This is a genomic window from Arthrobacter sp. TJ-217, from assembly GCF_058269255.1.
Map to the genome: position 1 here is coordinate 79,550 of NZ_JBZCNJ010000010.1, position 25,233 is coordinate 104,782.

General features: G+C 65.3%; 26 protein-coding genes and 1 pseudogene. 10 read left to right on the forward strand and 17 right to left on the reverse strand.

Annotated elements, in window-relative coordinates:
• Nucleotides 1–91 precede the first annotated feature (91 nt).
• The gene (locus AC4D2R_RS16425; protein WP_490941178.1) at nt 92–868 is read right to left on the reverse strand and encodes a thioesterase family protein; all 777 of its coding nucleotides are present in this window, start codon (nt 866–868) and stop codon (nt 92–94) included.
• A gap of 274 nt (nt 869–1,142) precedes the next feature.
• On the opposite strand from AC4D2R_RS16425, the gene AC4D2R_RS16430 reads away from it, so the two are divergent.
• Nucleotides 1,143–2,654, forward strand: a complete 1,512-nt coding sequence (locus tag AC4D2R_RS16430; protein WP_490941179.1) for a DHA2 family efflux MFS transporter permease subunit — start codon at nt 1,143–1,145, stop codon at nt 2,652–2,654.
• Between the two features lie 9 nt (nt 2,655–2,663).
• On the opposite strand, the gene AC4D2R_RS16435 is transcribed toward AC4D2R_RS16430, so the two are convergent.
• Complete coding sequence (locus AC4D2R_RS16435) at nt 2,664–3,539, reverse strand: Rieske (2Fe-2S) protein (protein ID WP_490941180.1); 876 nt, start codon at nt 3,537–3,539, stop codon at nt 2,664–2,666.
• Nucleotides 3,540–3,827: 288 nt separating this feature from the next.
• Between AC4D2R_RS16435 and ypfJ the strand changes: the two are divergent.
• A pseudogene (ypfJ, locus tag AC4D2R_RS16440) lies at nt 3,828–4,759 on the forward strand (KPN_02809 family neutral zinc metallopeptidase).
• A 172-nt stretch (nt 4,760–4,931) separates the two neighbouring features.
• Nucleotides 4,932–6,011 carry an ATP-dependent DNA ligase gene (locus AC4D2R_RS16445; protein ID WP_490941181.1) on the forward strand — a complete coding sequence of 360 codons (1,080 nt, stop codon included), beginning with the start codon at nt 4,932–4,934 and terminating at the stop codon, nt 6,009–6,011.
• Between the two features lie 44 nt (nt 6,012–6,055).
• Here AC4D2R_RS16445 and AC4D2R_RS16450 read toward each other — a convergent pair whose 3' ends face one another.
• On the reverse strand, nt 6,056–6,580 hold the full coding sequence (locus AC4D2R_RS16450; protein WP_490941182.1) for a DUF2427 domain-containing protein: 525 nt from the start codon (nt 6,578–6,580) through the stop codon (nt 6,056–6,058).
• 241 nt (nt 6,581–6,821) lie between these two features.
• On the opposite strand from AC4D2R_RS16450, the gene AC4D2R_RS16455 reads away from it, so the two are divergent.
• Nucleotides 6,822–7,157, forward strand: coding sequence for a VOC family protein (locus AC4D2R_RS16455; RefSeq protein WP_490941183.1), 336 nt, complete (start codon nt 6,822–6,824; stop codon nt 7,155–7,157).
• Here AC4D2R_RS16455 and AC4D2R_RS16460 read toward each other — a convergent pair.
• Nucleotides 7,098–7,748 (reverse strand): alpha/beta fold hydrolase, encoded by a 651-nt coding sequence (locus AC4D2R_RS16460; protein ID WP_490941184.1) that lies wholly within the window; start codon nt 7,746–7,748, stop codon nt 7,098–7,100. The two genes, AC4D2R_RS16455 and AC4D2R_RS16460, sit on opposite strands and share 60 nt — an antisense overlap.
• Complete coding sequence (locus AC4D2R_RS16465; protein WP_490941185.1) at nt 7,720–8,097, reverse strand: alpha/beta fold hydrolase; 378 nt, start codon at nt 8,095–8,097, stop codon at nt 7,720–7,722. The genes AC4D2R_RS16460 and AC4D2R_RS16465 overlap by 29 nt, the downstream gene beginning before the upstream one ends.
• An 860-nt stretch (nt 8,098–8,957) precedes the next feature.
• Here AC4D2R_RS16465 and AC4D2R_RS16470 point away from each other — a divergent pair.
• Complete coding sequence (locus tag AC4D2R_RS16470) at nt 8,958–9,704, forward strand: YqjF family protein (protein ID WP_490941186.1); 747 nt, start codon at nt 8,958–8,960, stop codon at nt 9,702–9,704.
• 24 nt (nt 9,705–9,728) lie between these two features.
• Here AC4D2R_RS16470 and AC4D2R_RS16475 read toward each other — a convergent pair whose 3' ends face one another.
• The 4 genes from AC4D2R_RS16475 to AC4D2R_RS16490 all read right to left on the reverse strand — a co-directional run bounded on the left by AC4D2R_RS16475 (nt 9,729) and on the right by AC4D2R_RS16490 (nt 12,911).
• Nucleotides 9,729–10,307 (reverse strand): dienelactone hydrolase family protein, encoded by a 579-nt coding sequence (locus AC4D2R_RS16475; RefSeq protein WP_490941187.1) that lies wholly within the window; start codon nt 10,305–10,307, stop codon nt 9,729–9,731.
• Nucleotides 10,300–11,331 carry an NAD-dependent epimerase/dehydratase family protein gene (locus tag AC4D2R_RS16480; protein ID WP_490941188.1) on the reverse strand — a complete coding sequence of 344 codons (1,032 nt, stop codon included), beginning with the start codon at nt 11,329–11,331 and terminating at the stop codon, nt 10,300–10,302. The genes AC4D2R_RS16475 and AC4D2R_RS16480 overlap by 8 nt, the downstream gene beginning before the upstream one ends.
• 86 nt (nt 11,332–11,417) lie before the next feature.
• Nucleotides 11,418–12,185, reverse strand: a complete 768-nt coding sequence (locus AC4D2R_RS16485; RefSeq protein WP_490941189.1) for a sulfite exporter TauE/SafE family protein — start codon at nt 12,183–12,185, stop codon at nt 11,418–11,420.
• A 39-nt stretch (nt 12,186–12,224) separates the two neighbouring features.
• The gene (locus AC4D2R_RS16490) at nt 12,225–12,911 is read right to left on the reverse strand and encodes a cupin domain-containing protein (protein ID WP_490941190.1); all 687 of its coding nucleotides are present in this window, start codon (nt 12,909–12,911) and stop codon (nt 12,225–12,227) included.
• Between AC4D2R_RS16490 and AC4D2R_RS16495 the strand changes: the two genes are divergently transcribed.
• Together AC4D2R_RS16495 and AC4D2R_RS16500 are read left to right on the forward strand one after the other, a co-directional pair.
• Nucleotides 12,894–13,268: a DUF2087 domain-containing protein gene (locus AC4D2R_RS16495; RefSeq protein WP_490941191.1), complete on the forward strand. Its 375-nt coding sequence runs from the start codon at nt 12,894–12,896 to the stop codon at nt 13,266–13,268. The two genes, AC4D2R_RS16490 and AC4D2R_RS16495, sit on opposite strands and share 18 nt — an antisense overlap.
• Nucleotides 13,269–13,400: 132 nt before the next feature.
• Nucleotides 13,401–13,991, forward strand: a complete 591-nt coding sequence (locus AC4D2R_RS16500; protein ID WP_490941192.1) for a hypothetical protein — start codon at nt 13,401–13,403, stop codon at nt 13,989–13,991.
• A 36-nt stretch (nt 13,992–14,027) separates the two neighbouring features.
• Here AC4D2R_RS16500 and AC4D2R_RS16505 read toward each other — a convergent pair whose 3' ends face one another.
• Both AC4D2R_RS16505 and AC4D2R_RS16510 read right to left on the reverse strand, forming a co-directional pair.
• Nucleotides 14,028–14,717 (reverse strand): LacI family DNA-binding transcriptional regulator, encoded by a 690-nt coding sequence (locus AC4D2R_RS16505; protein WP_490941231.1) that lies wholly within the window; start codon nt 14,715–14,717, stop codon nt 14,028–14,030.
• Between the two features lie 39 nt (nt 14,718–14,756).
• On the reverse strand, nt 14,757–15,047 hold the full coding sequence (locus AC4D2R_RS16510) for a LacI family DNA-binding transcriptional regulator (protein ID WP_490941193.1): 291 nt from the start codon (nt 15,045–15,047) through the stop codon (nt 14,757–14,759).
• 152 nt (nt 15,048–15,199) lie between these two features.
• Here AC4D2R_RS16510 and AC4D2R_RS16515 point away from each other — a divergent pair, with 152 nt between their 5' ends.
• Nucleotides 15,200–16,387, forward strand: a complete 1,188-nt coding sequence (locus AC4D2R_RS16515; RefSeq protein ID WP_490941194.1) for an FAD-dependent oxidoreductase — start codon at nt 15,200–15,202, stop codon at nt 16,385–16,387.
• A gap of 121 nt (nt 16,388–16,508) precedes the next feature.
• Complete coding sequence (locus tag AC4D2R_RS16520; protein ID WP_490941195.1) at nt 16,509–17,225, forward strand: DUF4386 domain-containing protein; 717 nt, start codon at nt 16,509–16,511, stop codon at nt 17,223–17,225.
• 125 nt (nt 17,226–17,350) lie between these two features.
• On the opposite strand, the gene AC4D2R_RS16525 is transcribed toward AC4D2R_RS16520, so the two are convergent.
• From AC4D2R_RS16525 to AC4D2R_RS16535, 3 genes are all read right to left on the reverse strand, one after another.
• Nucleotides 17,351–18,079: a TetR/AcrR family transcriptional regulator gene (locus AC4D2R_RS16525; RefSeq protein WP_490941196.1), complete on the reverse strand. Its 729-nt coding sequence runs from the start codon at nt 18,077–18,079 to the stop codon at nt 17,351–17,353.
• A gap of 106 nt (nt 18,080–18,185) precedes the next feature.
• Complete coding sequence (locus AC4D2R_RS16530; protein ID WP_490941197.1) at nt 18,186–19,793, reverse strand: AMP-binding protein; 1,608 nt, start codon at nt 19,791–19,793, stop codon at nt 18,186–18,188.
• A 151-nt stretch (nt 19,794–19,944) separates the two neighbouring features.
• Nucleotides 19,945–20,973, reverse strand: coding sequence for an NAD(P)-dependent alcohol dehydrogenase (locus tag AC4D2R_RS16535; RefSeq protein WP_490941198.1), 1,029 nt, complete (start codon nt 20,971–20,973; stop codon nt 19,945–19,947).
• Between the two features lie 91 nt (nt 20,974–21,064).
• Here AC4D2R_RS16535 and AC4D2R_RS16540 point away from each other — a divergent pair, with 91 nt between their 5' ends.
• Entirely contained in the window at nt 21,065–21,772 is a 708-nt protein-coding gene (locus AC4D2R_RS16540) for a TetR/AcrR family transcriptional regulator (protein WP_490941199.1), read from the forward strand.
• Between the two features lie 67 nt (nt 21,773–21,839).
• On the opposite strand, the gene AC4D2R_RS16545 is transcribed toward AC4D2R_RS16540, so the two are convergent.
• Genes AC4D2R_RS16545 through AC4D2R_RS16555 form a run of 3 tightly spaced genes read right to left on the reverse strand, consistent with a single transcriptional unit; the run spans nt 21,840 to nt 24,950 of the window.
• Nucleotides 21,840–23,324 carry an APC family permease gene (locus AC4D2R_RS16545; protein ID WP_490941200.1) on the reverse strand — a complete coding sequence of 495 codons (1,485 nt, stop codon included), beginning with the start codon at nt 23,322–23,324 and terminating at the stop codon, nt 21,840–21,842.
• Nucleotides 23,321–24,502, reverse strand: a complete 1,182-nt coding sequence (locus tag AC4D2R_RS16550; protein ID WP_490941232.1) for a glutathionylspermidine synthase family protein — start codon at nt 24,500–24,502, stop codon at nt 23,321–23,323. The genes AC4D2R_RS16545 and AC4D2R_RS16550 overlap by 4 nt, the downstream gene beginning before the upstream one ends.
• A 1-nt stretch (nt 24,503) precedes the next feature.
• On the reverse strand, nt 24,504–24,950 hold the full coding sequence (locus AC4D2R_RS16555; protein WP_490941201.1) for a tRNA-dihydrouridine synthase: 447 nt from the start codon (nt 24,948–24,950) through the stop codon (nt 24,504–24,506).
• Nucleotides 24,951–25,233 lie beyond the last annotated feature (283 nt).

Consider the following 25,233-nt stretch of genomic DNA (forward strand, 5'->3'; position numbering starts at 1 on the left):
CTCTTGTCGACATGGATGTGCGGCGCCGCTGCGGCGTCGTAAAGAGTCAAACGACAGGGCGGCGCCAACCATTCCATTGGCACTGTCCGCCCTAAATTTGCCGGACCGTAAGGATCTGCTCGGATCGGCCGAAAGGCCCGCTGAGATCGTGGAGGACGCTCGAGGTCACCCCTACTCCGTCCTGCCCGAATGTCACCCTCGTGTCGAGACCGAGCCATTCGCCGGCGGGCAGGCGGTGGAAGTGCAGCTGGAGGTCAACGTTGGGGAACATCCAGCTGCCCTTGCCGGGCCGAACGCGCGCGGCGATTCCGTTGGCGGCGTCGATCATGCCGCTCAGGCGCACGAGGTCGGGCGTCGGCCCGTCATCGATCAGTTCCAGCGGTGAACGCAGCCAGATCTGGCCCCTGCCCGGACGGTGACCGGGCACCACCCGGAACTCGAGGGATTCGATGAAGCCGCCGGGCCACTGCGTCATGCCGCCGTAGGGGCCCGCCCGGTCCGGTCCGGGCATGGCGGCGTCCTCGACGGCGGCGACGTCGACGGTGTCGGTGCGGGCCAGCCGCCACGCCCTCGCAGTGACCGCCGTGCGTCCCTGCGCACGCAGTTCGGCCTCGACCAGCTCGATCGTGCGTCCCGGGCGGAGGACCCGCGTGGCCACCTCGAATTCGCCGCCGGGAATCATGCCCAGGATGTCGAAGCCCACGCGGGCCAGCTGCAGGTCCGGGCGGGGCGCGCAGTCGAGGAGGCACTTGACGAGGAGTCCCGCCACGGGTGCCATGTGCTGCTCGTCGGGATTCCAGGCCCCCTGGGCGTGGACCGTGGATTCGAATCGGCCCTCCCCCAGTGAGCGGTAATACGAGCCGGGCATGCGCTACTCCTTCGGGAATCAGCAGGTGGGAAGCGCCGGGCCGTGCTCCGGCGCACCCGCACCATGCTAGTGCAGCCGGCCGCCGGCCCCGCCGCGTGCGGTTCCGCACCGCGTGCCGGCGGCAGTAATGACCCACCGGAATAGAGCAGGCTGTGAGCGGGTTGTCGAAACTGGACCCAGCCAAGCGCCGGCGCTCCCGCCCGGGAGTAAAGGGGACGCCGCGGCATCCGCGGCAAAAGCAAAAGTAGGCGCCGTCTTAGAAGAAAGAGAGCTCATGCCTCGCAGCACGTCACCACAGGTGTCTCCAGATACAGTCCAGCCGAAGCCGGCCCCGAAGCCGGCCCCGAGGCCGGCCGAGCCGGACGTCTCCGCGAAGGACCGACTGGTCATCCGCCTGCTCATCGTCTCGGCGTTCGTCGTCATCCTCAATGAAACGATCACCGGCGTGGCCATCCCGCGTCTGGTCGAGGACCTCGGCATCACCGTCGGCGCCGGGCAGTGGCTCAGCACCGCGTTCCTTTTGACCATGGCGGTCATCATCCCGATCACGGGCTTCCTCCTGCAGCGCTTCAATACCCGTCCGTTGTTCCTGGTCGCCATGTCGCTGTTCAGCCTCGGCACGCTCGTTGCCGCCCTCGCCCCGGGCTTCGGCACCCTCGTGACCGGGCGGGTGATCCAGGCCAGCGGTACAGCAATCATGCTGCCCCTGCTCATGACCACGGTCATGACACTGGTGCCGGCCGCCTCCCGCGGGCGCACCATGGGCAACATCTCGATCGTGATCTCCGTGGCCCCCGCCGTCGGTCCCACCGCCGCTGGCGCCATCCTCAGCGTCCTTGACTGGCGCTGGATGTTCTGGCTCGTCCTGCCCATCGCGCTGGTCTCCCTCATCCTGGGAGCAACCAAGATGACGAACGTCACCTCCCCCCACAAGAGTGCAATCGACGTGCTGTCGGTGATCCTCTCGGCCCTGGCCTTCGGTGGCATCGTCTACGGCTTCAGCCAGCTCGGTGAGGCCGGCGCCGAAGCCGCGATTCCCGCCTGGATTCCCCTGGCGGTCGGCATCGTCTTCCTGGCGCTGTTCATCGCGCGCCAGATCCGGCTCCAGCGCGCCGACCGTGCCTTGCTCGACCTGCGCACGTTCACCTCGCGCAACTTCACCCTCGCGATCCTGACCACGTTCCTCGCCTTTATGGCCCTGTTCGGGACGATCATCCTCCTGCCGATCTACGTCCAGAGCGTGCTGGGTGAGTCGCCGCTGGTCGCGGGCCTGCTGCTGCTTCCCGGTGGCGTCCTGATCGGTGTCCTTGGACCATGGGCTGGTCGGGTCTTCGACCGCCGGGGACCGCGTGTCCTGCTGGTGCCGGGGGCGCTGCTGATCGGGGCTTCCTTCGTGGCCCTGAGCTTCGCCTCGGAGACCACGCCGATCTACCTCGTGCTGATCGCCCACATCGTCTGGAGCCTGGGCCTGGCCCTGATGCTGACCCCGTTGCTGACCTCGGCGCTCGGCTCGGTGACGCCGAACCTGTACTCCCACGCCAGCGCCGTCTTCGGCACCGTGCAGCAGATCGCCGGCGCCGTCGGCACGGCACTGTTCATCTCGGTGACCACCATCGTGGCGGCCAACCTGGCGGCCACGGGGCAGTCGGAGACTGCGGCCCTGGCCGGCGGCATCCAGGTGGCCTTCATCTGGGGAGCCGTCATCTCCCTGGCCGCCGTGATCGCTGCCATCTTCGTGCGCAAGCCCGAAAACGCACCGGACTCCTCAGCCGCGCCGGCGCACTAGGCTCCGGCCCTAGGAGGAGCTGATGCTCTCCTCCGCAGCGGCCCGGCGGACGGTGATCATGCCGTCGTCGACCCTCGCCTCGTACACGGGCTGCGGGTTGCTCGCCGGGCCGCGGACGACCGTCCCGTCATCGAACCGGAAGGTACTGCCGTGCCAGGGGCAGGTGACGCAGCCGTCGGCGATCTCGCCCTCCTCGAGCGGGCCGCCGAGGTGGCTGCACACGCTGTCCATGGCGCTGATGGTTTCGCCGTCGCGGTACAGCAGGATCGACACGCCATCGGCCTCCACCAGGCGGCGCGCGCCATCAGCCAGTTCGCCGTCCGTCAGGACCGGCGTCCAGGCCGCGGGGCCCTCGCGCCACGCGGTGCGGTTGACGTTGACGCCGCGCGCGTAACTCAGGTGTCCGCCGAGGAAGGCGCTGAACAGCAGGGCACCGCACCCGCCGACCCCCAGGATGGTGCCGGCGGTGCGGTTGCCCCGCCGCCGGGCCACCGCCGAGAGGCTGTAGAGGGCCAGTGCGGTGCTGTTCCCCACAGCATGGACCAGCCCTACCCGGCTGTCCTTTCCTACGGTGTCCGCCCAGTCGTTCGCTCCGCTGAGCGCCGTCGGGACGGCCGAGGCAATGCCCACCCCCACGAGGAGGTCCGCCGAGTGTTCCGAGTCCCGCCCGCCGACCAGGTCAAGCAGCGTCGCCATGGTCCAGGCGCCGGTTGGAATGTCGGTGAGGACCGGGTGCAGCCGATGGCCCAGGGCCGTGCCGCTCAGGGCGTTCCGCAGGGCCCGCGGCCTCAGGGTCTTTTCCACGGCCGATGCCACGGGCGCCGCGACGGCATCGAGGGCTTTGAATCCTTCAAGGGCATCGACCAGCGAGTGCAGCGGGTTCACGGAGTTCTCCTTCGGGTCGGCGGCCCGCCCGGTCACGCGCGCGGTGCTCCCTCGAGCCGGAAGACCGCGGGGCGGTAACCCTATTGTCAGGGGCGCCCGGGGTGCCGCAAGCCGGCAGGCCCGCGCTAAATTTCCCTTGGAGCAACGGCCGGACACTGGCACAATGGCACGCCGGAGGTCCGCCGCAGCGGCTTGTCCACAGCGACCATCATCTCTTTCCCACCGCACCTTGAACCGCCTCACCACCTTGGTGGGGCGCCTCAGTCGGACTGCCCAAGAAACCATCAGTTGGCTTATGGCTGGTCAACGAGTTTTAACGACAACGTCCGCCTCGACCCCTCGACCCCTCGCGCGTGAGCGACCGGCGCGGCAAGGGGGCGCGGCGTGGCCATTGGCGGCGGCCTCGGTGGCGGCCTCGTGCTGATCCTCTCCCTCCTGTTTGGACCCGAAGTGGTGGGCCAGCTCGGGCTCGAGGACGGCACGGGCCAGTACCAGGGCAGCCGTGCGGGCGCCCAGGAGGCAATAACGTCCTGCCGGACGGGAGCCGATGCCAACGAGCGCCTCGACTGCCGCATCCTCGCGACTGCCGAGAGCCTCGACAGTTTTTGGCTGCCCTACCTGGACCAGTACGGCGTGCAGTACAGCGAACCCGGGGTGGCCCTGTTCAGCGGCCGGACGGACACCGGCTGTGGCAGCGCCACCAGCGCCGTCGGCCCTTTCTACTGCCCGGCGGACCAGCAGACCTACTACGACACAGAGTTCTTCGATGACCTCGTGACCCGGTTCGGATCCTCCGGAGGGCCGCTGGCGCAGGAGTATGTCATCGCGCACGAGTTTGGACACCATATCCAAAACCTCACCAACACCCTTGAGGCCGGGCAGCAGGACCCCCAGGGTCCGGAGTCGGGGGCCGTTCGGGTCGAACTGCAGGCCGACTGTTATGCGGGGCTGTGGGCGGCCCACGCGTCAAGCACCCCGACCCCGAGACGGGCGAACCGTTCCTGCGCGGATTCACCACCACCGACCTGCGCGATGCCCTGTCGGCCGCATCGGCCGTTGGTGATGACCGGATCCAGGAGTCGGCAACGGGCCAGGTGAACCCGGAGGCCTGGACGCACGGTTCGAGCAAGCAGCGCCGGGCCTGGTTCCTTGAGGGATATTCAACCGGCGACATCAATCAGTGCGACACCTTCAGCGCAAGCAACCTCGACGCCCCCTGACCGCCCGGGGCCGCGGCAAGTGTCCCGGTTGCACCCCCTTTCAAAGGCGGGCCGGTTCGTTAGGGTGTAACCACACAGCGCTCCGGGCATCGCCGCGTAGGCCTGGGTGACCGCCTGGCGGACACTGATCGGCCGCTGCACGCCGGCCACCGCCCCACTCGAAAGGGACAGCATGCACCTTCCCGTCAACCCTCCCTTCACGCCGATGCTGGCCAAGGCCGCAGCGCGCATGCCGGACGGCGCAATGAGCTATGAACCCAAGTGGGACGGGTTCCGGTCGATCATCTTCAGGGACGGGGATGAGGTGGAGATCGGGTCACGTAACGGCAAACCGATGACGAGATACTTTCCAGAGGTGGTAGCTGCAGTCCTGAACAACTTTCCGCAGCGGTGCGTGGTTGACTGCGAGATCGTCGTCGTGACCGGCGAGCGCCTGGACTTCGAGGTGCTCCAGCAGCGTATCCACCCGGCGGCGAGCCGGGTTGCCAAGCTCGCGCAGGAGACGCCGGCGAGTATTGTCGCCTTCGATCTGTTGGCCCTTGACGACGCCGACCTGACGCTTCGGCCCTTTGAGGAGCGCCGCCGGATGCTCGAGGAGGTGTTCGCCACGGCCAGCCCACCGGTCCACCTCACCCCCGCCTCCACCGACCGCGAGGTGGCGCTTCGGTGGTTCCAGCAGTTCGAAGGCGCCGGGCTCGATGGGATCATCGCCAAACCGCTCGACGGCACCTACCAGCCCAACAAACGCACAATGGTCAAGGTCAAGCACGAGCGGACGGCCGACTGTGTTGTTGCGGGGTACCGCACCCACAAGGGCGACGCCGAGGGCGTCGGGTCCCTGCTGCTCGGTCTTTACACCGACGACGGCGAGCTCATGGCGGTGGGGGTCATCGGCGCCTTCCCCGCCGCCCGCCGGCGCGACCTGTTCGCCGAACTGCAGCCGCTGGTCACAGCCATCGAAGGCCATCCCTGGGAGGAGGTGGGCGGGGAGGAGGGAATCCGCACCCCGCGCAATGCCGAGGGCAGCCGGTGGGCGGTCGGCAAGGACCTCTCGTTCACTCCCCTGCGCCCCGAACGGGTGGTGGAGGTCCGGTACGACCACATGGAAGGCCAGCGCTTCCGTCACACCGCCCAGTTCAACCGCTGGCGCCCTGACCGGGAACCAACATCGTGCAGATTCGACCAGCTCGAGGAACCGGTGCGCTACGACCTCGCCCAGATCCTCCCGGCAGCCGCCGGAAAGGACTCGTGACCTGACCGCACCGACACCCCGCGCCTACGCGGGTGCAGCACGGCTCAGGCGCCCGCGTGCGCGGGGGCCGGGGTGAGGAGATCGTGATGGAATGCGTGCCATGCGATCCAGCCCCCGGCCACCGCAAGCAGCAGTGCTCCGATCGGTTGCGTCGGCAGGCTTGCCCCGGTGGTCACCATCTCCAGCACTACTCCGAGGGGATAGAAGATCACGGCGGAAACCACCCACAGCACTGCGGCGCCACGCGGAAGGGTGCCCGAGAACCAGGCGGCGGCTCCCAACAGAATGTTGCCCAGGAAGGCGAGCAGCAGCCCGAGAAGGTAGGTTCCCGTCATGGCTCCCGGGAACCCGCTGCGCATGACGCCGGGAATGCCCTCAAGGTAGGCACGTCCCACTGCGGGGGTTGCAAAGGTGGAAATCACCGCTGGAACAAGCAGGAGCGCGTGCCCCGCCGATGTGACAACCGTTGCTGCCAGCGCCAGCGCCCCGCTTTTACTCGGAGCGAGCCACGCCCCCAGCGCGAAGACGCCGAAAATCGCGATAATCGTTCCACCGGTGCTGCCAATCAAAATGGCTGACGAATTCCGCCCACGCCTCGGTATTCACCTCCTGATCCGGTTGGGGGTTGAGTGAGGACCAGGCGGTGAGCAGCCCGTAGACGGGCAGGGCGAGCAGGCCGGCCCTGATCCACCGACCAGTCGTCTGGGAATTCATTGTTGGAAACCTTCCCGGGTCCGGCGGCACCTAGCGCCGCCGCCACTCACCGATCATGATTGAGGCTGACGGGAGTCGATTTGAGGAGGCGGCACGGTGGCGGTTCAGCATGTCCTCGCGCAAATGGCGGTCAGTGATCTGGGTGCGGCCCTTGCCTGGTACACAGCACTGTTCGGGCGGGAACCCGATGCCCGCCCCATGGACGGACTTCTCGAATGGCACTTGATCGATTCCGCCGGTTTCCAGGTCTGGGCCGAGCCGGGGCGGGCGGGGCATTCGACGATGGTGTTGGCCGAGTCGGACCTGTCTGCACGGGCCGCACAGTTGAATGAGCTCGCAATCCCAAACCGCGGCGTGGAAACCGCCACATCCTCAAGGGTTATCGCGATTGAGGATCCCGACGGCAATCGCATCGTCTTCACCGGGCAGTAGGCAGGAGCCCGGGCGGTATCCAGTGCTGCGGTTGCGCCGCGAGCTTGATGTCCCACCGGACGGGTCCAACGCCGACATGGAAGTGCCGACCCGATCTGTGACCGAGCCGGCACTTCCGCTGTTCGTCCGCCTCCCGGATCTACTCCTTAGTGTCTTCGGCAGCGGCACATGCGAGCTGGAGATCTCGACGGTCGTTGCACCCGAGCGCTCCGCCATGAACCGCTCCGCCTCCGGAGGAAGGGAACGGTCCTCGGTACCCACCAACGCCGAACTTGGAATGGTCTTCCACGCCGCCGGCCCTGACGGAGTAGTGGTGGAGCGGGCTGTGAAGGGGCGCTGCGTCGCGGCGAGGATCGCGGCCTCCCGGGCAGAGAGGTCCTGTGCGACGAGTCCGTGGACGAACAGCGGGTCAATGTAGAGATCAACGTCCCCTTCCGGGGCACCGGGGTACGGCCGCGCGATGAGGTGGTTGCCGATGTCGGTCTTCCCTCCGCCCAGCGCACCAGCCTCAGCCAGGGTCTCACCCTCTTCGGGGATATACGCGTTGATGTAGACCAGCGCCTTAACCTCGGGGGTTGCCCATTGCGGCATTGGTGATCGTTGCACCCCCGTAGGAATCGCCGACGAGGATGAGGGGACCGGGAATCGTAGTGAGGAACGACCTGAGGTAGTTTGCGTCTTCGATGATGCCGCGCAGCGGATTAGGCGGGGCGATCACCGGGTAGCCATCCGCTTGGAGTCTCTCGATGACACCCGCCCAGCCGGATGCATCGGCGAAGGCGCCATGGACGAGGACCACCGTCGGTTTGACCGCGTGGCTCTCGGTCTCGGCGCCCCCTCCCACGGCCGAGGGAAGTCCCACTCCCAGTGTGAACACCAGGACCAGGATGATGAACAGCCGCCGCCACGGAGGCTTGGGGGTGGGGTTTTGGGTGCTCATGACCGAAGCCTTTCGTGAGGAATTGGAAAGCCAGCAGCCCAGGGCTGCATGAGGAACGGCGGGGCCGGGCACCGGAAGACGGAGACGCCTCATTGATGGCCGGAGTCAGGAGCGGGACACAGCCGGCGATTGTGGTCAACGATGATGTCGGTGCCGGCCTGGGCTCATCAGCGGCACGGCGCCGCAGCACCGGGCGAGGAAACGTTGTTTGAAAATATGCATGCTGCGTTTCGTGAGCGGCATTTCGCGCTATGGAGCTACGACCGCTTCTCCGGCAGGCAGGACTTTGGGAACGCCCAGCCTGATTGCACAGGAAAATAACTCGTACATTGCGAGCGAAATCCCAGTATGGCCGTCTCACCGGCCGAATGGCGGTGACGGCGGAATGGTGAACCGTTGCGTGGATTGTATTATGGGCCACGCCGGCCTCGTCGGCCGATGTCCCGGTTTCGGAGCCGACGACGTGCCGCGCCCGCGTTCCGGATGGTGCTCCCTGATTTCACACGGCTGGATCATGGGTAAGGGCACTGTCGCCACTCCACTCGACCTCCTGCCCCAGCCGTGACCAGCTGCGTCCCAGGGCCGGCATCATCGGACCGACTAGAAGGTGGGTAATTCCCCGCGCGAACAAATGGATAACTGACACGTCCTGCCGTGGCGGCAGGCATCAATCATTTGCAAATCGACAGAAAAAACACGAACGGATAGCGGATTATCCGTCCGGTCGATTTAAGAGAAGGGTCTTTCCATGAGTGGCACTCAAGAAAACGGCCGATGATTGAAACTTCCGTATTTCGGAATCGAATAAGCGTGGGATCGCATCTGTGGTAACCGGGGAGTATTGCTGTTAGGTTTGCCGCATGCAATCGGATCGCCGAGACGCCTCGGACCCATGGCCGGCTGCACCGCCCCTGCCCCGGCCCGTGTTCCTCGATCAATTCTGGAGCGACACGATCTTCCTTCACTGGCGCCTTCCCGTTTCCGCCGCGGCGCCGTATATGCCGCCCGGCGTCGAACCGGACGTGTTTGAGGGATCTACCTGGGTTGGTCTGATTGGGTTTCGCATGGGCGGAACGCGCATCGGCGCGGCCGTGCCGGCCCCTTATTTCGGGTCTACGACTGAAATAAATGTGCGTCTTTATTCAAAGGCGACGGAGGGGTCGCGGGGAGTTGTGTTCGTGTCGCTCGATGCGTCGAGGCTCGCCATTGTACATACCGCCCGCGCCTTCGGAATCCCCTACGTTTGGTCTCGGTGTCGGCCCTCGAGCACCCGCGCCGCCCAGACCTATGGATACGACGTCGACCGCTACCGGGGGCAGGCAACGTCGTCCTTCGTCGTTCGAGCCGACACGGCCAGCCAAGCCGATGACCGCCTTTCGCTCGAACTCACCGCCCGGTTTGGGCTTCACGCTCGCATTGCTGGCCGAACCGTCTTCATCCCCAACTCACACCGGCCGTGGCCGCTTCATCCGGCCTCGCTGGTCAAGTTGGAGGACCAATTGGTGCGGGCGGCCGGTTTCGATGTCGAGGGCCCACCAGAATCTGTGCTGTTCTCCCCCGGCGTCCGAACGCTGTTTGGACGGCCGAGGCCTATTCCGGCGCCCTGACCGGCCCGCCGGCCGGGTGATCGCTTAGGCAACGCGGTCAAGGAAGCCAAGCACGCGCTCCGCGAGCAGACCCGCCGCATGCCCGTCGTACGAGGGAAGGCTGCTGTCGGCGAACAGATGCTGCCCACCGGGATAGAGAAACAGTTCGGCGTTCGGTGAAGATTCAGCCAGGGCGCGGGCGGCGGCGACGTCGCCTTCGCCAATGAAGAACGGGTCGGTGTCCATGCCGTGTACCTGCACCGGCAACGCCGGGGGCCACGCCGTACCAAACTCGGAGACCGGGAGGCACGAATGGAAGAACAGGGCGCCCTTGGCGCCGGGACGGGTCTGGGCAAGCATCTGGGCGGGCAGTACGCCGAGGGAGAATCCGGCATAGACGAGACCGGGAGGCAGCGTGTCTGCTGCCTCCCGGCCCCGTTCGATCAGGGATCCGACCCCGGTTTCCTGGGCGAAGGCAATCCCGGATTCGAGGTCATCGAAGAGGCGGCCCTCGTACAGGTCCGGAAGGTGGACGTCATGCCCACTCCTCGCAAGCATGTCCGCAAAACTGCGGACACCAGGCGTAAGCCCGTGTGCGTGGTGGAACAAAAGCACCTCAACCATGTCGCTCCCTTCTGAGCTGGTTGTTGTCCGGGACCAGTTCGGCGAGCAACTCCGCTTCCTCATGCGGCGAGAGCCCCGCACGCCGGGGCCTGTCGATGCCCTCGGCTTCCTCCCACCGCAGGGTGGCCCTCAAGGTCTCTGCAAGCGGCCGCAGCAGCAGACCTGCGGCCTTGGCACGCTGATTGGATCGCGCGTTCATCCCCTGCCAGCCTGGATCGCTCAGCCACAGCGGAAGGGATTTTGGGCCTGCCCAGTCGGCGACGCCGTGCGAGTGGAGCCAGTCATTGCTGGTCTTCACCACCGGGCCCTGGTGACCGGCGACCGTCCTTGCGGCAGCGATGTGTTCACGGAAAGGCACGGTCTCACCCATTGCGTTATAGGTGCCGCCGAGGCGAACCTCGCAGCTCCGGACGAGCCATGCCGCAAGGTCCCGAACGTCGATGACCTGGGTGGGTAACGTCGGGGTATCTGGGATGAGCACCGCTCCGTCCGGCACAGAGGGATGCGCAAACCGTAATGGCCAGTATCCGGTGCGCCCGAAGATGTCACCGGGGCCCCCAATCAGCCCCACGCGCGCAATCATGCCGCGACGGTGGCCGAATCCGTCTAGAACGGCCTGCTCGCAGGCGACCTTTGCCTGTCCGTAGGATTCCATCGTTTCCATGACATCCGAGTCCAACGGCGGGAGCAGCGGCGCAGCTTCATCCTGGCCCAGCGGTCCCTGATTGGCGTACGCGCTTCCCGAGGAGACGAAGAGGTAGTAGCGGCTCCCCGCGAGGTCGCGGACTGCACGTTTGACTTGGCCTGGCTGGCGGGACACATCCACGACCGCGTCCCACTGGAGGGCGGCCACCCGAGCCAGTCCGTCCTCTGAGTCCCGATCCGACCGGACGAGTGACGCACCGGCGGGGACCGAACCCGATTCGCCTCTCGCCAGGCACGTCACCTCGTGTCCGCGCTCGACCGCTTCGCGGGCGATCTCACGACCGAGCCACGCGGTGCCGCCAAGGATAAGAAGCTTCATCAAGACACCATAGGTCAGAAGGAGCGGATGGAGGACCTACAACCGCAGTTGGTTCCGCCGTGAATTGAGCGAGGAAGGCATTGAAACTAGTCGAAGAAGACCATCCGGATCACGGCCGCGGTTCCGACCACGATGATGGTGGCCCTGAGCACAAACGGGGAAAGCCTCCGCCCGAATCTCGCTCCAATGAACCCTCCGATTGACGCACCGCAGGCAATCAGAAGGACGGCGCTCCAGTCTATTGACTCCCCTGCTGCGACCACGAAGATCCCTGCCGCTACTGCATTCACGGCTGTGACAAGGACGTTTTTCACCGCGTTGATCTGCTGCAGCGCCACAACGGTTGTGACACTCATCAGGCCCACGACGAGGACGCCCTGGGCCGCGCCGAAATAACCCCCGTAAACGCCGAGAACGAGAATGCCCCCCAGCAGGACGGCGTTCTTCCCAGTGGCGCGCACAGGATGGTTCTGGCGTTTGAGGGCTGTTCGACGTTGGATTGTGGGCCCGAATGCCACCATCAGCAGCCCGAGGGTGATGAGGATTGGAACTATCGTGTGGAATGCCTCGGCGGGGAGGACGAGCAGCAGCACAGCCCCCGTGACCCCGCCGGCTGCCGAAGCCGGCAGGAGCCGCAAAAGCAGGTCCTTATTCGGGGCGAGTTCTCGGCGGTATCCCCACGCCCCGGAAAGCCCTCCGGCGACCAACCCGATGTTGTTGGAAATATTGGCCACCAGGGGTGGATGCCCGAACAGCAGCAGCACTGGGAACGTCACCAGGGTTCCGGATCCAACGGCAACGTTGATCAGCCCGGCACAGAATCCCGCGAGGAGTATTACCGTCGATTCGACCAAACCCGAGTCCGATCGTTGATGTTGTAACCGAAGGACATGTCAGGAGAACCTGTAATGGACGTCGGAAAAACTGTCGGCGGCCAGCGCATAAAAGAATGCCAGCGGAACCGGACCGTCATTCCTGATCCCATGTTCGGCGCCGCCGGGAATGAATGTGGTTGACCCTGCCCTGACTTGGTGCTCCTGACCCTCAAGAGTGACCGTTCCAGTGCCGGAGAGAACGTAGTACGTTTCAGCCTGGTCGTGTCGATGCAGGGCGAGGAAGCCCTTTTCGGGCAGCTCGGCGACCCCTGTCACCAGCAGTGAGGTCGGCGTGCTGTCAGCGGAGAACAGAGTCCGCCACGTCACGGTGCCCCGCTCGTCGTTCCAACCCTCCTCGGGCAAGTCTTCAACGTTTCGTACAAGCGAAGCCGGGGTGTCATATGCCATAGCCCCAACATAACCTCTGTCCATCACCTGCCGCTCACAGTCGAGCTTGAAGGGATAACGGGTAACCAGCATCCCCAGTCGGGCGGGTGCGGCGTAGGATCGACGCACCACGGCCCAGCCGGCGACGAGCGGGAGATCAGGCAAGGAATTGTGAACAATTGGCGAAAAGTATTGGCAGCGCTGAGCAACGATAAACTTCGGATTATTTTCGCGGAAATGGTGTTGGAGGATGCCCGGAACAGGGGCCTGGCCGTACCACCCGGAAAGCGCCCGAAAGCGATGGAACAGCTCGCCCAATCAGGTCTGGTGCTCAACGACAACGGGTGGGTGCTGAACTCCGGTATCTTTCGGTCACTCCTGCAGGAGCACCACGACGGACCGAGACGCGAAGGGATTCAGCGCTTCTTGGTGGATGGCAGGATCAATCAATATCCAGCGAACCAACGTCAACGGTACGAGTTGCTGAAGTGGGTCGCCGCTGACGCCCTCAAACCCGGTGAAGAGCTGTCAGAAAAAGACGTCAATGAACGGTTGAAGGAATACGCCAAGGATTACGTCACGCTGCGCCGGTACCTGGTCGACGCCGAACTGATGGAAAGAACCCGGGCAGGCACCTTGTATTCACTGGTCGTGGACACCGACGAAACCCAATAGAAGCGCAGATTCAGCAGGGAGCCCGGTAGCAGCCGATGATCCATTGACATATCTGTCCGCCGGGCGGACTCTGTGCATACAAGCACGTCTGAAGGATTCTCCTCCATCCGTGCTCGTCCGAATGGGGTGGCGATGAAGCGCGTAACCAAGATCGTCGCTTCCGCTTTCTGTGCGTCTCTTATTCTCACTGGCTGCGGGTTGCCGAACAGGAATACCCCTCCCGAGCCGCGCGACGATGCCCGCGTCGTGCTCCCGTATCGATACGATGCAGGCGGCCCCAGTGCCCAGCTCCGCGGCGTGTACGAGCAAGTCCTGCGCCATGTGGAAGAACATCCCGACGAGTTCGGTGGCGCGCACTTCGATTGGTCCTATGAGACAGTGCGGGTTTGGACCGCGGCGGAGAGCGCCTGGTCCGAGGCAGGGTTTGCGGCGCTCCGCAACGAGCTTGACCCCGAGGGCGAGTGGATCGGGCACCAGGGGACCGGAAAATCCCTGAGCTATCTGAGGGACCTCCGGGAGAAACTCCTGTCCAAATACGACCCGGATGAATCGAGCAGGATCGCTGACATCTACGTGGACCCCACTCTCAACGGGGTTCGTGTACTGATCGAATACAGATTCCTCGAACCCGAGCTCCGGCAGCTGCCATTGGCCAAAGAACTGACGGCCTTCGCCCCGGAAGTCCACATCCAGGACGTTGGGTCGCCGAACGTAGCGACATAATGATCTCGGCACAAGAGGCGCTGGTGCTGGGTTCGGCTAGGTTGATTCCCTGTGCAATGTACGGGCCGGAAGCCGGACGCTCGCGACCGGTGCGCCGGTGAGCAGACCGAGAAGCGCGCTGATCGCTTCCCTGGCGAGATCGGCCAGGGGCTGCCTCACCGTGGTCAGGGCCGGTTTACTCCGCTCGGACCATTCATTACCGTCGAAACCCACAACGCTGATGTCTTCGGGGATGCGGTGACCCTTGTCGAGCAGAGTCTGCATGCCGCCGGCAGCAACGACGTCGGACGCGACAAAGATGCCGTCCACGCCGGGATTCCGCTTCAACAGGACTTCCATGGCCCGTTGGCCGGCCTCGTACGTGACACCGGCCGCTTCGACCACCAGGGCGGGGTCGAAACCGTGCCCGAGGGCTGACTTGTACCCGCGCACGCGCGCCCGCCCATAGCCGGTGTTCAAGCCGACCGCGATCATTGCTATGCGACGGCGCTCCGCCGCCACCAGGACGGAGGTGATGTCCCGCGCCGCGGATTCGTCGTCAATCGATACTGAGACGGGCCCTCTCGAACGGGTTGGTTCACACATCAGGACGGCGGGGAGCCCTGTGTCCTCGATCGCTTCCAGGACCCGTGGGCACTGTTCATCGGACAACAGGATCACGCCATCGACCGACCCCGACCGAAGGAATTGGGCCGCGCTCCTGTCATCGTCGCCGGCTCCCAGCAGTACCGTGACCGCCCGATAGCGGTGTGCCGAAAGGCCCGCCTAGAGGGAGAGCAGCAGAACCGAGGTGTTCGGATCGCCGGTCAGCCGCGTGCGGGCCTCATCGACGATCACCGCAACGGCCCGCGACTTTCCGGCCGCCAGGTCGCGTGCCGCCTTGTTCGCGACGTACCCGACCCTGGCCGCGGCGTCCTCGACGGCGACGCGGGCACGGTCGGACACATAAGCCTCACCGTTCATGACCCGTGAAACGGTGCCCCGCGAGACGCCGGCGGCTGCGGCGACATCCGCAATTGTCACCCGTGCCCGCCGCTCGTCTCCACTCCCGCTCACAACCCGACCTTACGTGGGTTTGTCCAAAAACCGCGTGCCTACGGGGGGGGATTCCCCTCGACTCCCCCTCCCACTAAGCGCCAGCCGGGCCGACGCTCACCTCTCCGGCGTCCTCCGCCTACGATTGCCCGTGAAGGACGAGGGAGGGAACCATGGCCGAGCAAGGACACAATGCAGTGGTGGTCGGGGGCGGCATCGCCGGACTCACCGCCGCGGCTTCTCTCCTGCGCGAGGGGTGGAACGTGACGGTGCTCGAACAGGCACCCAGCTTCGCCGAAGTCGGGGCCGGCCTTGCCCTCACAACGAACGGCCTGTCCGCCCTTGCAGCCGTGGGTGCCGACGCCGCTGCCCGGGCGGCGGGCAATCGGGTTCACATGGCCGGCACCATGGACGAACGAGGCAGGTGGCTGATGAAAATTTCCGGTAACGGAGGATCCCGTACAGCACCGGAATTTTACGGGATCCACCGGCAGGAACTGCATCGCCTTCTACTGGCGTCGGCTCAGGGGGCAACCCTTGTGAACGGCGTGCGGGTCACCTCTATCGACCCCGGGCAGGCTGACGGACCACGGGCGATGGTTCAGACGGGCTCGGAGGAAGGAAGCAACTCCTATGAAGCGGACCTCGTTGTGGGAGCCGACGGACTGCGCAGCGCGCTGAGGACCCGGTTGGCCCCGGCGACAACACCGCACTACAGCGGGAAGTCCTCCTGGCGGGGCATTATTGATGATTCAGCTTTGGTCAGTGATGACGTCGTTGTCCGTTGGGGTCCCGGCACGGAATTCGGCGCCGTGAGAATCGGCGCCGGCCAAGTGTACTGGTACGGCTACACCCACTCGGCGGAAGAAAAGGACTCGCCCGACGACAAAGCTGATGCGCTCGACCACTTCCGAGGCTGGGCCGAACCGGTGCCATCGCTCATCGGGGCGACTCCCGGCCACCGGATAATGCGCCATAACGTCTATGCGCTCGCGCCGGAACTCAGGACCTTCGTTCATGGGCGTACCGTCCTCATCGGGGACGCCGCCCACGCCATGGAGCCGACGATGGGGCAAGGAGCCAATTCGTCCCTGGAGGACGGTGTATGCGTCGGTCTTCTCATCGCCAGGGCGGTCAACGACGGCGCCACCCTCGCGTCCGCGTTGCAGATTTTCGATGACCAGCGCCGTCCCCGCACCCAACGGATGGCCCGCCGCTCCCACCGCGCCGGGCAAATCGGAGCGGATCTCCGTGGCAAACCCGGCATCAGCATCCGCAATTCCATCCTGAGAGCCATCCCCGGGCACGTGGCCGCGCGGGCCGGAATGTCAGTGCTGTCGTGGAAGGCCCCGCTCCGGTAAGGCCGCACGAAAGCGGCTCGGCAGCGCAAACCGTTCCTGCTCTTGACTTGTATACGGCGTATACCTAGATTTGGTGTCGATGGTGTACGCCGTACGCCACAGCTACAGGAGAGAGTGGGAAATGACTTCAACCCGAAGGATTGCCATCGTCGCCGGCATCCTCTTCCTGATTACCCACGTCACTTCAATCACGGCGCGGGTTCTCTATGTTCCGGTTCTCAGCAACCCCAACTACATTGCCGGTCCGGGGCCGGACACACTGATCCTTCTGGCAGCCTTCCTGGACGTGCTGCTCGCTGTCGCCATCATCGGGACAGGCGTCGCCCTCTTCCCCGTGGTCAAGCGGCAAAACGAAGGCGCCGCCCTCGGTTATGTTGCCCTGCGGACATTCGAGGCCGCCGTCATCACCGCCGGCGTCATTTCCCTTCTGGCGCTCGTAACCCTGCGTCAGGACCTGCCGGAAACGGGTCCCGATTCGATCGCCCTCGGCAGCGCGCTTGTGGCATTCAACAACTGGACCTTCCTCGTCGGACCGAGCTTCATCTGTGGAACAAACACCCTGCTGCTCGCGTACCTGCTGTACCGCTCGGGCCTGGTGCCTCGGTTCATCGCCGTGCTCGGACTCGTGGGAGGCCCCCTGGTCTTCGCCTCGGGAGCCGCCCAGATGTTCGGGCTCTACGAGCAGGTTTCGGCATGGGCGGTCGTCACCGCCCTCCCGGTGTTCGCCTGGGAGGTGTGCCTTGCCGTCTACCTGATTGCGAAGGGCTTTCGACCTTCCGCGCTGACGGCACTGAACGCCACATCGGAACCGGCACCCAGCGCAACCGTCCCCGCGTAATAGGCGAGCTCTGTCGTCCTGCCGGCGCTACTGCAGTGCGGCGGGCTGTGCCTCACGGCGCGGCCCGCCGCCGTGCCCTTCCCGGAGCATGACGCACAGAGCAGCCGGCAGGGTTCCCGGGCTCGCTATCCGCGGTCCAGCTTCGCTGCCTGCGAAGTCCAACCGCCCGCATGAAGGCGCTCAAAGCCGTCGAGCAGCAGGTCGAGGGCGAACTCGAACTCGAACTGGTCGTCACAGCCGTGACCGACCACTGAACGCTCGTCGTGCGGCATCGACGTGGCGACCGCCACCACGTTTGGATAACGCTGCGCCGCCTGCTCGAGCATGGCGGCCCTTGCCCGTGCGGCATCCGCCGACGCCTCAGGCTTCGGGGCGGCAGGGTCATCGAAAAGTTCCTGGGTAAACCCCCACATCCGTCCACCGAGGGCATGCATGACGTGGTGGGTGAGATCCACGGAGAACCCGCCGGCCAGGAACGCGCCGATGAACGACTCAACGTAGTCGAGTACGGCAGGCGTCATGCTGGTTCGCGTCTCGATTGCCCGGCGCGCCCACGGGTGCCGCTGGAGGGCCCGCCTTGCCGAGAGCACTCTCGACCGCACCGCGTTCTTCCAGTCGGAAGCGCCCAGCGGAGGCTCGATCTCCCCAACGATGACATCGACCATGCCGCCGAGGAGTTCCTCTTTGTTGGCGACGTGCTTGTAGAGCGCCATGGGCGCAACGTGGAGTTCCTGTGCGAGCCTGCGCATGCTGAGTGACTCGATGCCGATCTCGTCGGCAAGGGTGACCGCGGCCTGCAGCACCCGGTCCCGGTTCAGCCGCACGCGCCGCTCGGTCTGGGTTTGCTCGGTCATCGTGGACCCCCTCTCACTTCGCCAACCTGTCCCTTCGACAGGAGTACAGCGTACGCGTCGGCGAGGCGCAGGCAAAAACCTGCTGCTTTGACCGGCGCCGGGACCACTATTCCGAGGAAGCGCGCCGGGCCCGCAGAACGTACCGCTGGATCTTTCCCGAGGGCGTTTTCGGAAGCGCGTCGATGAAATGAATTCTGCGCGGGAAGGCGTGGGCCGCGAACTGGGTCTTGACGAGCTCCTGCAGCTCCCGAACGAGGGAAGCGTCACCGTCCGTTCCCTCATTCAGGACAACGTAGGCCTCCAGCACCTCTCCCCTGATCTCGTCGGGAGCGCCGACGACGGCGCTTTCAAGGACCGCCGGATGGGTGGACAGGACGCTCTCGACGTCGAAGGGGCCGATGCGGTATCCGGCCATGATGATGACGTCGTCGTCGCGCGCCGAAAAATAGTAGTAGCCATCAGCATCGCTCATTCCTGCATCGCCCGTGACGTACCAGCGGCCGTCGGCGCTGAACCGTTCCGCGGTTCTTTCCGGGGCACCGTCGTACCCTTTGAACCACATCATCGGGCTTGCCGTGGCGTCCACCGCCACCCGCCCCATCTCCCCTGCCTGCGCCTCCTCGTCGGATTCATTCTTGAGGACGGCGCAGCGCCAACCCGGCATGGGATGGCCCATCGACCCGGGACGCAGGTCCTTGCGGATCGAGTCATGCCAGCCGTTGATGATCATCATGCCGTGTTCGGTCTGCCCGTAGTGATCCCGGACGGGGACGCCGAACGTCTCCTCCGCCCAGGAGATCACTTCAGGTGTTAAGGGCTCGCCGGCCGAGGAGGCCCTGCGCAGGCGCAGCTTCCCGGTCATCAGCTCGGACTTCGACCGCATCGTCCGGTACACGGTGGGGGCGGCCGCGAAGTTCGTCACCCCAAAGCGCTCGAGGACGGCGAAGCTCAGTTCGGCCGAGAAGCCGGCGTGCAGCAGCAGGCACCGCCTTCCCGCCGCCAGGGGGCCGAGAATGCCGTAGTACAAGCCGTAGGCCCACCCGGGGTCCGCTGCGTTCCAGAAGACGTCGCTGCTCCGAACATCCAGCCCGAGTTCGATGTAGTGGCGGAAAGCGGCAAGTGCCCGGAGGGGTACGGGGACGCCTTTGGGCGTCCCCGTCGTCCCTGAGGTGAAGATGAGGACCAGAGGCCCATCACCTCCGACAGCTTCAGCAGGGATGCCGGCCGGCTGGGCTTCAAGCAGCGGGGCGAGGGCGAGGTCCGGCGCCTCGGCACGTCCGCCGACAATGACGACGGCGGCGGTCGGTTCCTTGATCTTCTCGCGCTGGTCGGCGTCGGTGATGACAACCTTGGCGTTCGAGGACGCCAGCCGGAACTCGATTGCCGGCCATGCGAACGCGGTGAACAGGGGTACATGGACTGCCCCGCGCCTCCAGATAGCCATCAGCATGACCACAAGATCCGCTGATTTGCCCATGAGGGTAGCGACGGCATCACCCGGGCCAACACCGAGGCCGGCCAGGGCGGCGGCTCCCCGTTCCGAGCGCTCACGAAGCTGACCGTAGGTGATGTCCTCGCTGGAAAGGTCGGCCTCGACAATGGAGAAGGCGATGCCCGCCGGATCATGCGAATCGCACAACAACGACGCCGCACAGGCTTCGGGATCGGAGTACCGGGCGAGGACGGCCTCGACGCTGAGGACGGATCGGGTCATATGGCTGGTCTCCTCCTGTGGTCATTGCCGCGTCCGGGCGGAGGCACTCCTTGCTCCGATCCCCAGCCGAGGCACTATTGGCCCAGACTCGCAGCAATCCGCCCAAAAAAGAAGAGCAGATCCCAGCGCGGCCGGCCGCAGCCGACGGGGATCAGATGGTGATTGCCACTTTTCCGCGCGCCTTGCCGGCGTCGAAGTAGCGCATGGCGTCGGGAACCTGCTCCAGCGGGTAGGTCCGGTCCAGGACCGGGGTGAGGGACCCTGCTGCCAGGAGCCCGGCCAAGTGTTCGAGGTCGGCCGTACCCACTTTGCCCATGAGCATCATGAGCCGCTGGCTGATGAATGGGGAGAGGACAAGTGCCCGGAACTGGCGGTCAAGCCCGCCGGTCCAGGTCCCGCCTTCCTCGCCGCCGGTGAGCACCGCCGTTCCGGTGCGGGTGAGGGCCCGGCGCAGCCGGGCTGGGGCGGGGTTTCCTGCGATGTCGATGATGACGTCGTAGCGCTCGGCTCCGTCCGCGAAGTCCTCCCTGGTGTAGTCGATGACGCGGTCGACACCGAGGGATCGCACAAGATCCATTTTGCTGGTGCTGCAGACGCCCGTGACATCGGCACCGGAGGCCTTTGCCAGCTGCACGGCAAAGGTGCCGACCCCGCCCGAGGCACCGAGGATCAGTACCTTCTGCCCCGGCAACACGGGTCCGGCCGCGCGGAGGGCCTGCAGCGCGGTGCTTGCCGAGACCGGAACCACTGAGGCCTGTTCGAAACTGAGGTTGGACGGCTTGCGGGCCAGCCTGCTTTCAGCTGCCGCCGCGTATTCAGCGAAGGGGCCTTTCCCGACGCCGAAGACTTCATCGCCGACAGCGAATCGCGTGACCGCCGCTCCGACCGCTTCAACCGTTCCGGCCAGATCCAGGCCGGGCACCGGATTCCGTGGCGCGCGGATGCCGTAGGCAAGGCGCAGGGCGTAGGGCAGCCCCGTTGTCACATGCCAGGTTCCCCGGTCCAGTCCTGCGGCATGGACCCTGACCAGCACCTCGTCCTCCCTGACCTTCGGCCGGGGGATCTCCGCCAGATGCAGCACGTCCGCGGGGCCGTAGGCTTCCTGCACAATCGCCCGCATCGGGGTCGCAGGCGTGGCGGTAGGCGCGGTCTGTGCGGAGTGCGTACGGTCAGCTTTCATGGTTGGTTCCTTTCAGGAATCCACGAGAAATTCGTACAGTGTACGACACTGTATCGTACTACGTACGAAAGCGCTACAGCCCGGAGGATCAATGACATCGGATATGCAGGACCGCCCCGCCCGCCGCGTTCCGCTCAGCCGAGAGACGGTCCTCGGCTATGCGCGGGACCTTGCCGATGAATCGGGACTCGCCGCACTGACCATCCGCTCCCTTGCCCGGCGCATGGGGACCAAGCCGATGTCGCTCTACCACTATGTCGCCAACAAGGGCGCGATCCTGGACGGCATCGTCGACACTGTCTTCAGCGAGATTCAACCGCCCTCCCCGGGAGGCGACTGGCGGGATGAAATGCATCGCCGAGCACATGCGATGCGCGAGGTGCTCAAGCGCCATCCATGGGCGGTGGGACTGCTCGAATCCCGATCCTCCCCCGGCCCGGCAACACTGCTACACCACGAGGCGACCCTGGCCACCCTGCGGGCGGCGGGCTTTTCGGTGAAGCTGACGGCGCACGCCTATGCCCTGCTCGACAGTTACATCTACGGATTCGCCCTCCAGGAAGCGGCGCTGCCGTTCAACGGACGGGACACCGCGGCAGAGGTCACAGCACCGATTGTTGAACTCTTCTCCACCGGCGAGTATCCCCACATGGTCGAGATCGCCACCGAACACGTGCTCAAGCCCGGATACGATTTCGGTGATGAGTTCGACTTCGGACTGAGCCTGATCCTCGACGGCCTCGTGCGGCTGATTCCCGGGTCCGGTGGGGAACCGAAAGCAACCCGGCACGAGCACTGACGCCTCGTCGTTGGTTGCCGCGCTGTAAGCCCTGGCAGACTAGAGCACCCGCGCGCCGGAGCGGTGGTCAGCCGGGCGTCGGGCCGTATGCGTCGAGTGCCAGGTCTGCGGCCTTCCGCCGTCCCGCAGAGGCGTACCAGAGGGCCATCAAGCCGACGCCCAGGAGCAGCGCGCCGACACCGATCACGAAGGTTCCCCCGACGCCGAGGAAGACGGTGCTTCCATAGGCGGGGTCGAGCATGTCCACTGCGCTGAGCAGGAACGCACCAGTCATCATCAGCGCCCCCAGCAGCGGAAGGATTCCCTTGAACACGAGGTTCCGGGTGCTCGAGCGCAGCGTGCGCCGGAAGTACCAGACGCACGCGAAGCCGGTGAGGCCGTAGTAGAAGGCGATGAACAGCCCGAGGGAGGCGATCGAGTCGGCAAGGAAGTCCTCGCTGATCAGGGTCATTGCCACGTAGTAGGCGGAGGCGGTGACTCCCATCAGCACCGTCGAGAACGTGGGCGTCAGGTACCGGGAATGGACGCGGGCGAAGCGGTCGGGAAGCGCCTTGTGGGCGGCCATCGAGAGGGTGCCGCGCGCGGTGGGCAGGATCGTTGTCTGGGTTGAGGAAACGGCAGAGATCAGCACAGCCAGCACCACCACCCAGGACCAGTCGCCCAGAACGGCCGCGCTGATTGCGTAGAAGACATCAGCCGCATTCGCCTCGTTGCCGAGGCCCAGTCCAACGGATCCGGTGCCTGCGAAGGCCATCACGACCACGCTGACCCCGACATAGGTGAGAAGGAGGACGACCGAGGAGATGAGAGCGGCCCGGCCCGGTGTGGTCCGCGGGTTGCGGGTCTCCTCGTTCAGTGCGAGGCAGGTATCCCAGCCCCAGTAGATGAACAGGGCCAGGAGCACCGCATACGTGAATGACTGCAGGCTGTCCACAGCGAACGGGTTGAACCATTCAAGGGAGACCGGTGTGAGGTCGAAGGCCTGTCCGGCCCCGATGCGGTAAAGGGCGAAGCCGGTGAAGAGGGCGAGGGCCGCGTACTGAAGAATGATCAACGTCCGCTGCATCTTCTCGGAGAGGTCGATGCCGCGGTAGTTGGTCCAGGTCATTGCGGCGATGAAGGCAACGCCGGTGATCGTCACCAGCAGCGTATTGTCTGCCAGCCCGGGATTCACCAGACGCCAAAGATATTGCCCAGCGATCTGCGCGAGGTTGGCGAGGACGACGATCCCTGAGAGGGCCAGGGCCCAGCCGCCCATCCAGCCGGTGAACTTTCCGAACGCCCGGGATGCCCACGTGAAGGTGGTGCCGCAGTCCGGAGTGTCGTTGTTGAGCTCGCGATAGGCGTACGCGGTAAACAGCATTGGAAGAAAGGCGGCGATCAGGACCACGGGTGCCTGCACGCCCACGGCAAGGATGATGAACCCAAGGGTGGCCGCCAGGGAGTAGACCGGCGCGGTCGAAGACAGGCCAACGGAAACGCTCCCCGCCAGCCCGAGATCATCCGCCGACAAACCCTTGCCGCGCACGGAAGGGGTCACTGGGGCGCTCATTTTCTGCCCAGGTCAGGGGCGGGTGCGTCGATAATGTTCGGCACGAAGCGGCAGAAGTAGTCGGTCACGTAGCCGTCGGATTCGCGGATGCCGACGCCGACGGATTCGCCGTCGACGACCCAGGCACCGAGAACCGGGTGGTTGCCGTCGAAGTCCGGAAGGGGGCTCCATGCCTGGTAACACCAGCCTTCGGCACCGTAGTCGCCGGGCTGTTCGATGTCCACGCCCTTGGCATGGATGCGGATATTGTCCCCTTCGCGCCCGTGGAGGGGTTTGGCAACCCATTCCTTCAACCCGTTGGGGCTGTCGAGGAAGGAAGGCAGGAGGTTCGGGTGCCCCGGGTAGAGGTGCCAGAGTGCGGCAAGGAGCGCCTTGTTCGAGAGGAACATCTTCCAGGCCGGTTCATACCATCGGGTCATCACCGGCCAGTCGCGGATGTTCTTGCCGAAGTCCTCCTTCATCATGTGTTCCCACGGATACAGCTTGAAGATATTGCTGATGACGTTCTCGTCAAGGTCGACGAACCGCTTGGTGCGGGCGTTCCAGCCGATGTCGCTCATGTTGATGCCGACGGTCTCCCATCCTGCCTGGTTGGCGACGTCGAGCATGTATGCCGCGGTCATCCAGTCTTCGCCCGACTCTTCGACTTCGGTGTGCGCCACGTGCAGCCTTGCCCCGTCGAGGCCCCCGCGCTGCTTCTCCCATGCACGGACAAGGGCTTCGTGGACGCCGTTCCACTGGTCGTTGCGGGGCATTACGTCCTGCAGCCAGTACCACTGCGCAATCGACGCTTCGATCAGTCCGGTGGGGGTATCGGCGTTGTATTCGAGCATCTTCGGCGGGTTCACGCCGTCGTAGGCGAAGTCGAAGCGCCCGTAGACGCCGGGTTCGCCGCGGGCAAGGGAGCCTGCTGCGAGCTTCAGGGCCTCCGGGCTGATGCCGATGTTGCCCATTGCCCCGGTCGCCAGGTAGCGGGCGGCCTCGATGCACATGCCGTGCAGTTCCTCGGTGACCTTTTCGAGCATCTCGACTTCGGCAAGGTCGAACTGGTAGTAGGCGCTTTCGTTCCAGTACTCGATGGAGGAGCCGTCGGGCAGGACCGTCGTCGAAAAGACGAGGCCCTGGCTTTCGACTTTCCGTTTCCAGTCGCGGCGCGGAACGGAGGGGATGCGTTTCACCTCAGCCACCCATGCTTCCGGAGCGGCCGCCGCCGCCCGACTTGGCACTGTCACCGAAGCCGCCCCGGCTGACCGCCGACGACCCCGAGGCGGGCAGGCCGCTCCTGGTCGACGCGCCGGCCGGAACCGTGGTGACGCCGCCCGCGAGCTGGGACCCGACAGGAGGAATAGACCTGTTGATGGCAGCGTTGCGCGCCCCCATGGCGAAGAAGTACCAGCCGTACACGCCCGAGGAGCGGCCTTCCTCGCTGCACTTGCTGTCCTCGACCCGCTCCTCGGTGGTGCGGTCCTGGCAGACCTGGGCGTAGTCGGCGTCGATTACTTCACCTGAAGGTGAGCATCCGGTGAGCACGGCGCTTGCAAGAAGCGCCGTCACGCCAATGGAAAGGGACGCACTTCGGCGGCTTCTGCGCGGGTCGGCCGCTGCAGGGCCCTGAATGTCGGTCATGATTGGCTTTCGGTGAGTGGGATGGATGTCCTGGCGCCGTGAACTCTGGCCCAAACCACCCAGAGGCACATCCCGGACAGGAGCACGCACGCGATTGCCATCGCCGGTACATATCGGGCAATCGAGTTAATCGTGTACACGAACATGGGCAGGATCAAGAGCACCGCCGTGCTCCTGCTACGAGCCTGGACGGCCGGGGCGCGAACCACCGAGCCGGTGGGACTGCACCCACGCCGTCGGACATCGTGCCATCGGTGCTCGCCACATATCCCCCTGATTTCAG

Bases quoted from the DNA above. Each gene is read 5' to 3' on its own strand.
- AC4D2R_RS16425 (WP_490941178.1), bottom strand. From the start codon at position 868: ATGCCCGGCTCGTATTACCGCTCACTGGGGGAGGGCCGATTCGAATCC.
- AC4D2R_RS16430 (WP_490941179.1), top strand. From the start codon at position 1,143: ATGCCTCGCAGCACGTCACCACAGGTGTCTCCAGATACAGTCCAGCCG.
- AC4D2R_RS16445 (WP_490941181.1), top strand. From the start codon at position 4,932: ATGCACCTTCCCGTCAACCCTCCCTTCACGCCGATGCTGGCCAAGGCC.
- AC4D2R_RS16460 (WP_490941184.1), bottom strand. From the start codon at position 7,748: ATGCCGCAATGGGCAACCCCCGAGGTTAAGGCGCTGGTCTACATCAAC.
- AC4D2R_RS16465 (WP_490941185.1), bottom strand. From the start codon at position 8,097: ATGAGCACCCAAAACCCCACCCCCAAGCCTCCGTGGCGGCGGCTGTTC.
- AC4D2R_RS16470 (WP_490941186.1), top strand. From the start codon at position 8,958: ATGCAATCGGATCGCCGAGACGCCTCGGACCCATGGCCGGCTGCACCG.
- AC4D2R_RS16475 (WP_490941187.1), bottom strand. From the start codon at position 10,307: ATGGTTGAGGTGCTTTTGTTCCACCACGCACACGGGCTTACGCCTGGT.
- AC4D2R_RS16480 (WP_490941188.1), bottom strand. From the start codon at position 11,331: ATGAAGCTTCTTATCCTTGGCGGCACCGCGTGGCTCGGTCGTGAGATC.
- AC4D2R_RS16495 (WP_490941191.1), top strand. From the start codon at position 12,894: ATGGAACAGCTCGCCCAATCAGGTCTGGTGCTCAACGACAACGGGTGG.
- AC4D2R_RS16500 (WP_490941192.1), top strand. From the start codon at position 13,401: ATGAAGCGCGTAACCAAGATCGTCGCTTCCGCTTTCTGTGCGTCTCTT.
- AC4D2R_RS16515 (WP_490941194.1), top strand. From the start codon at position 15,200: ATGGCCGAGCAAGGACACAATGCAGTGGTGGTCGGGGGCGGCATCGCC.
- AC4D2R_RS16520 (WP_490941195.1), top strand. From the start codon at position 16,509: ATGACTTCAACCCGAAGGATTGCCATCGTCGCCGGCATCCTCTTCCTG.
- AC4D2R_RS16525 (WP_490941196.1), bottom strand. From the start codon at position 18,079: ATGACCGAGCAAACCCAGACCGAGCGGCGCGTGCGGCTGAACCGGGAC.
- AC4D2R_RS16530 (WP_490941197.1), bottom strand. From the start codon at position 19,793: ATGACCCGATCCGTCCTCAGCGTCGAGGCCGTCCTCGCCCGGTACTCC.
- AC4D2R_RS16535 (WP_490941198.1), bottom strand. From the start codon at position 20,973: ATGAAAGCTGACCGTACGCACTCCGCACAGACCGCGCCTACCGCCACG.
- AC4D2R_RS16540 (WP_490941199.1), top strand. From the start codon at position 21,065: ATGACATCGGATATGCAGGACCGCCCCGCCCGCCGCGTTCCGCTCAGC.
- AC4D2R_RS16545 (WP_490941200.1), bottom strand. From the start codon at position 23,324: ATGAGCGCCCCAGTGACCCCTTCCGTGCGCGGCAAGGGTTTGTCGGCG.
- AC4D2R_RS16555 (WP_490941201.1), bottom strand. From the start codon at position 24,950: ATGACCGACATTCAGGGCCCTGCAGCGGCCGACCCGCGCAGAAGCCGC.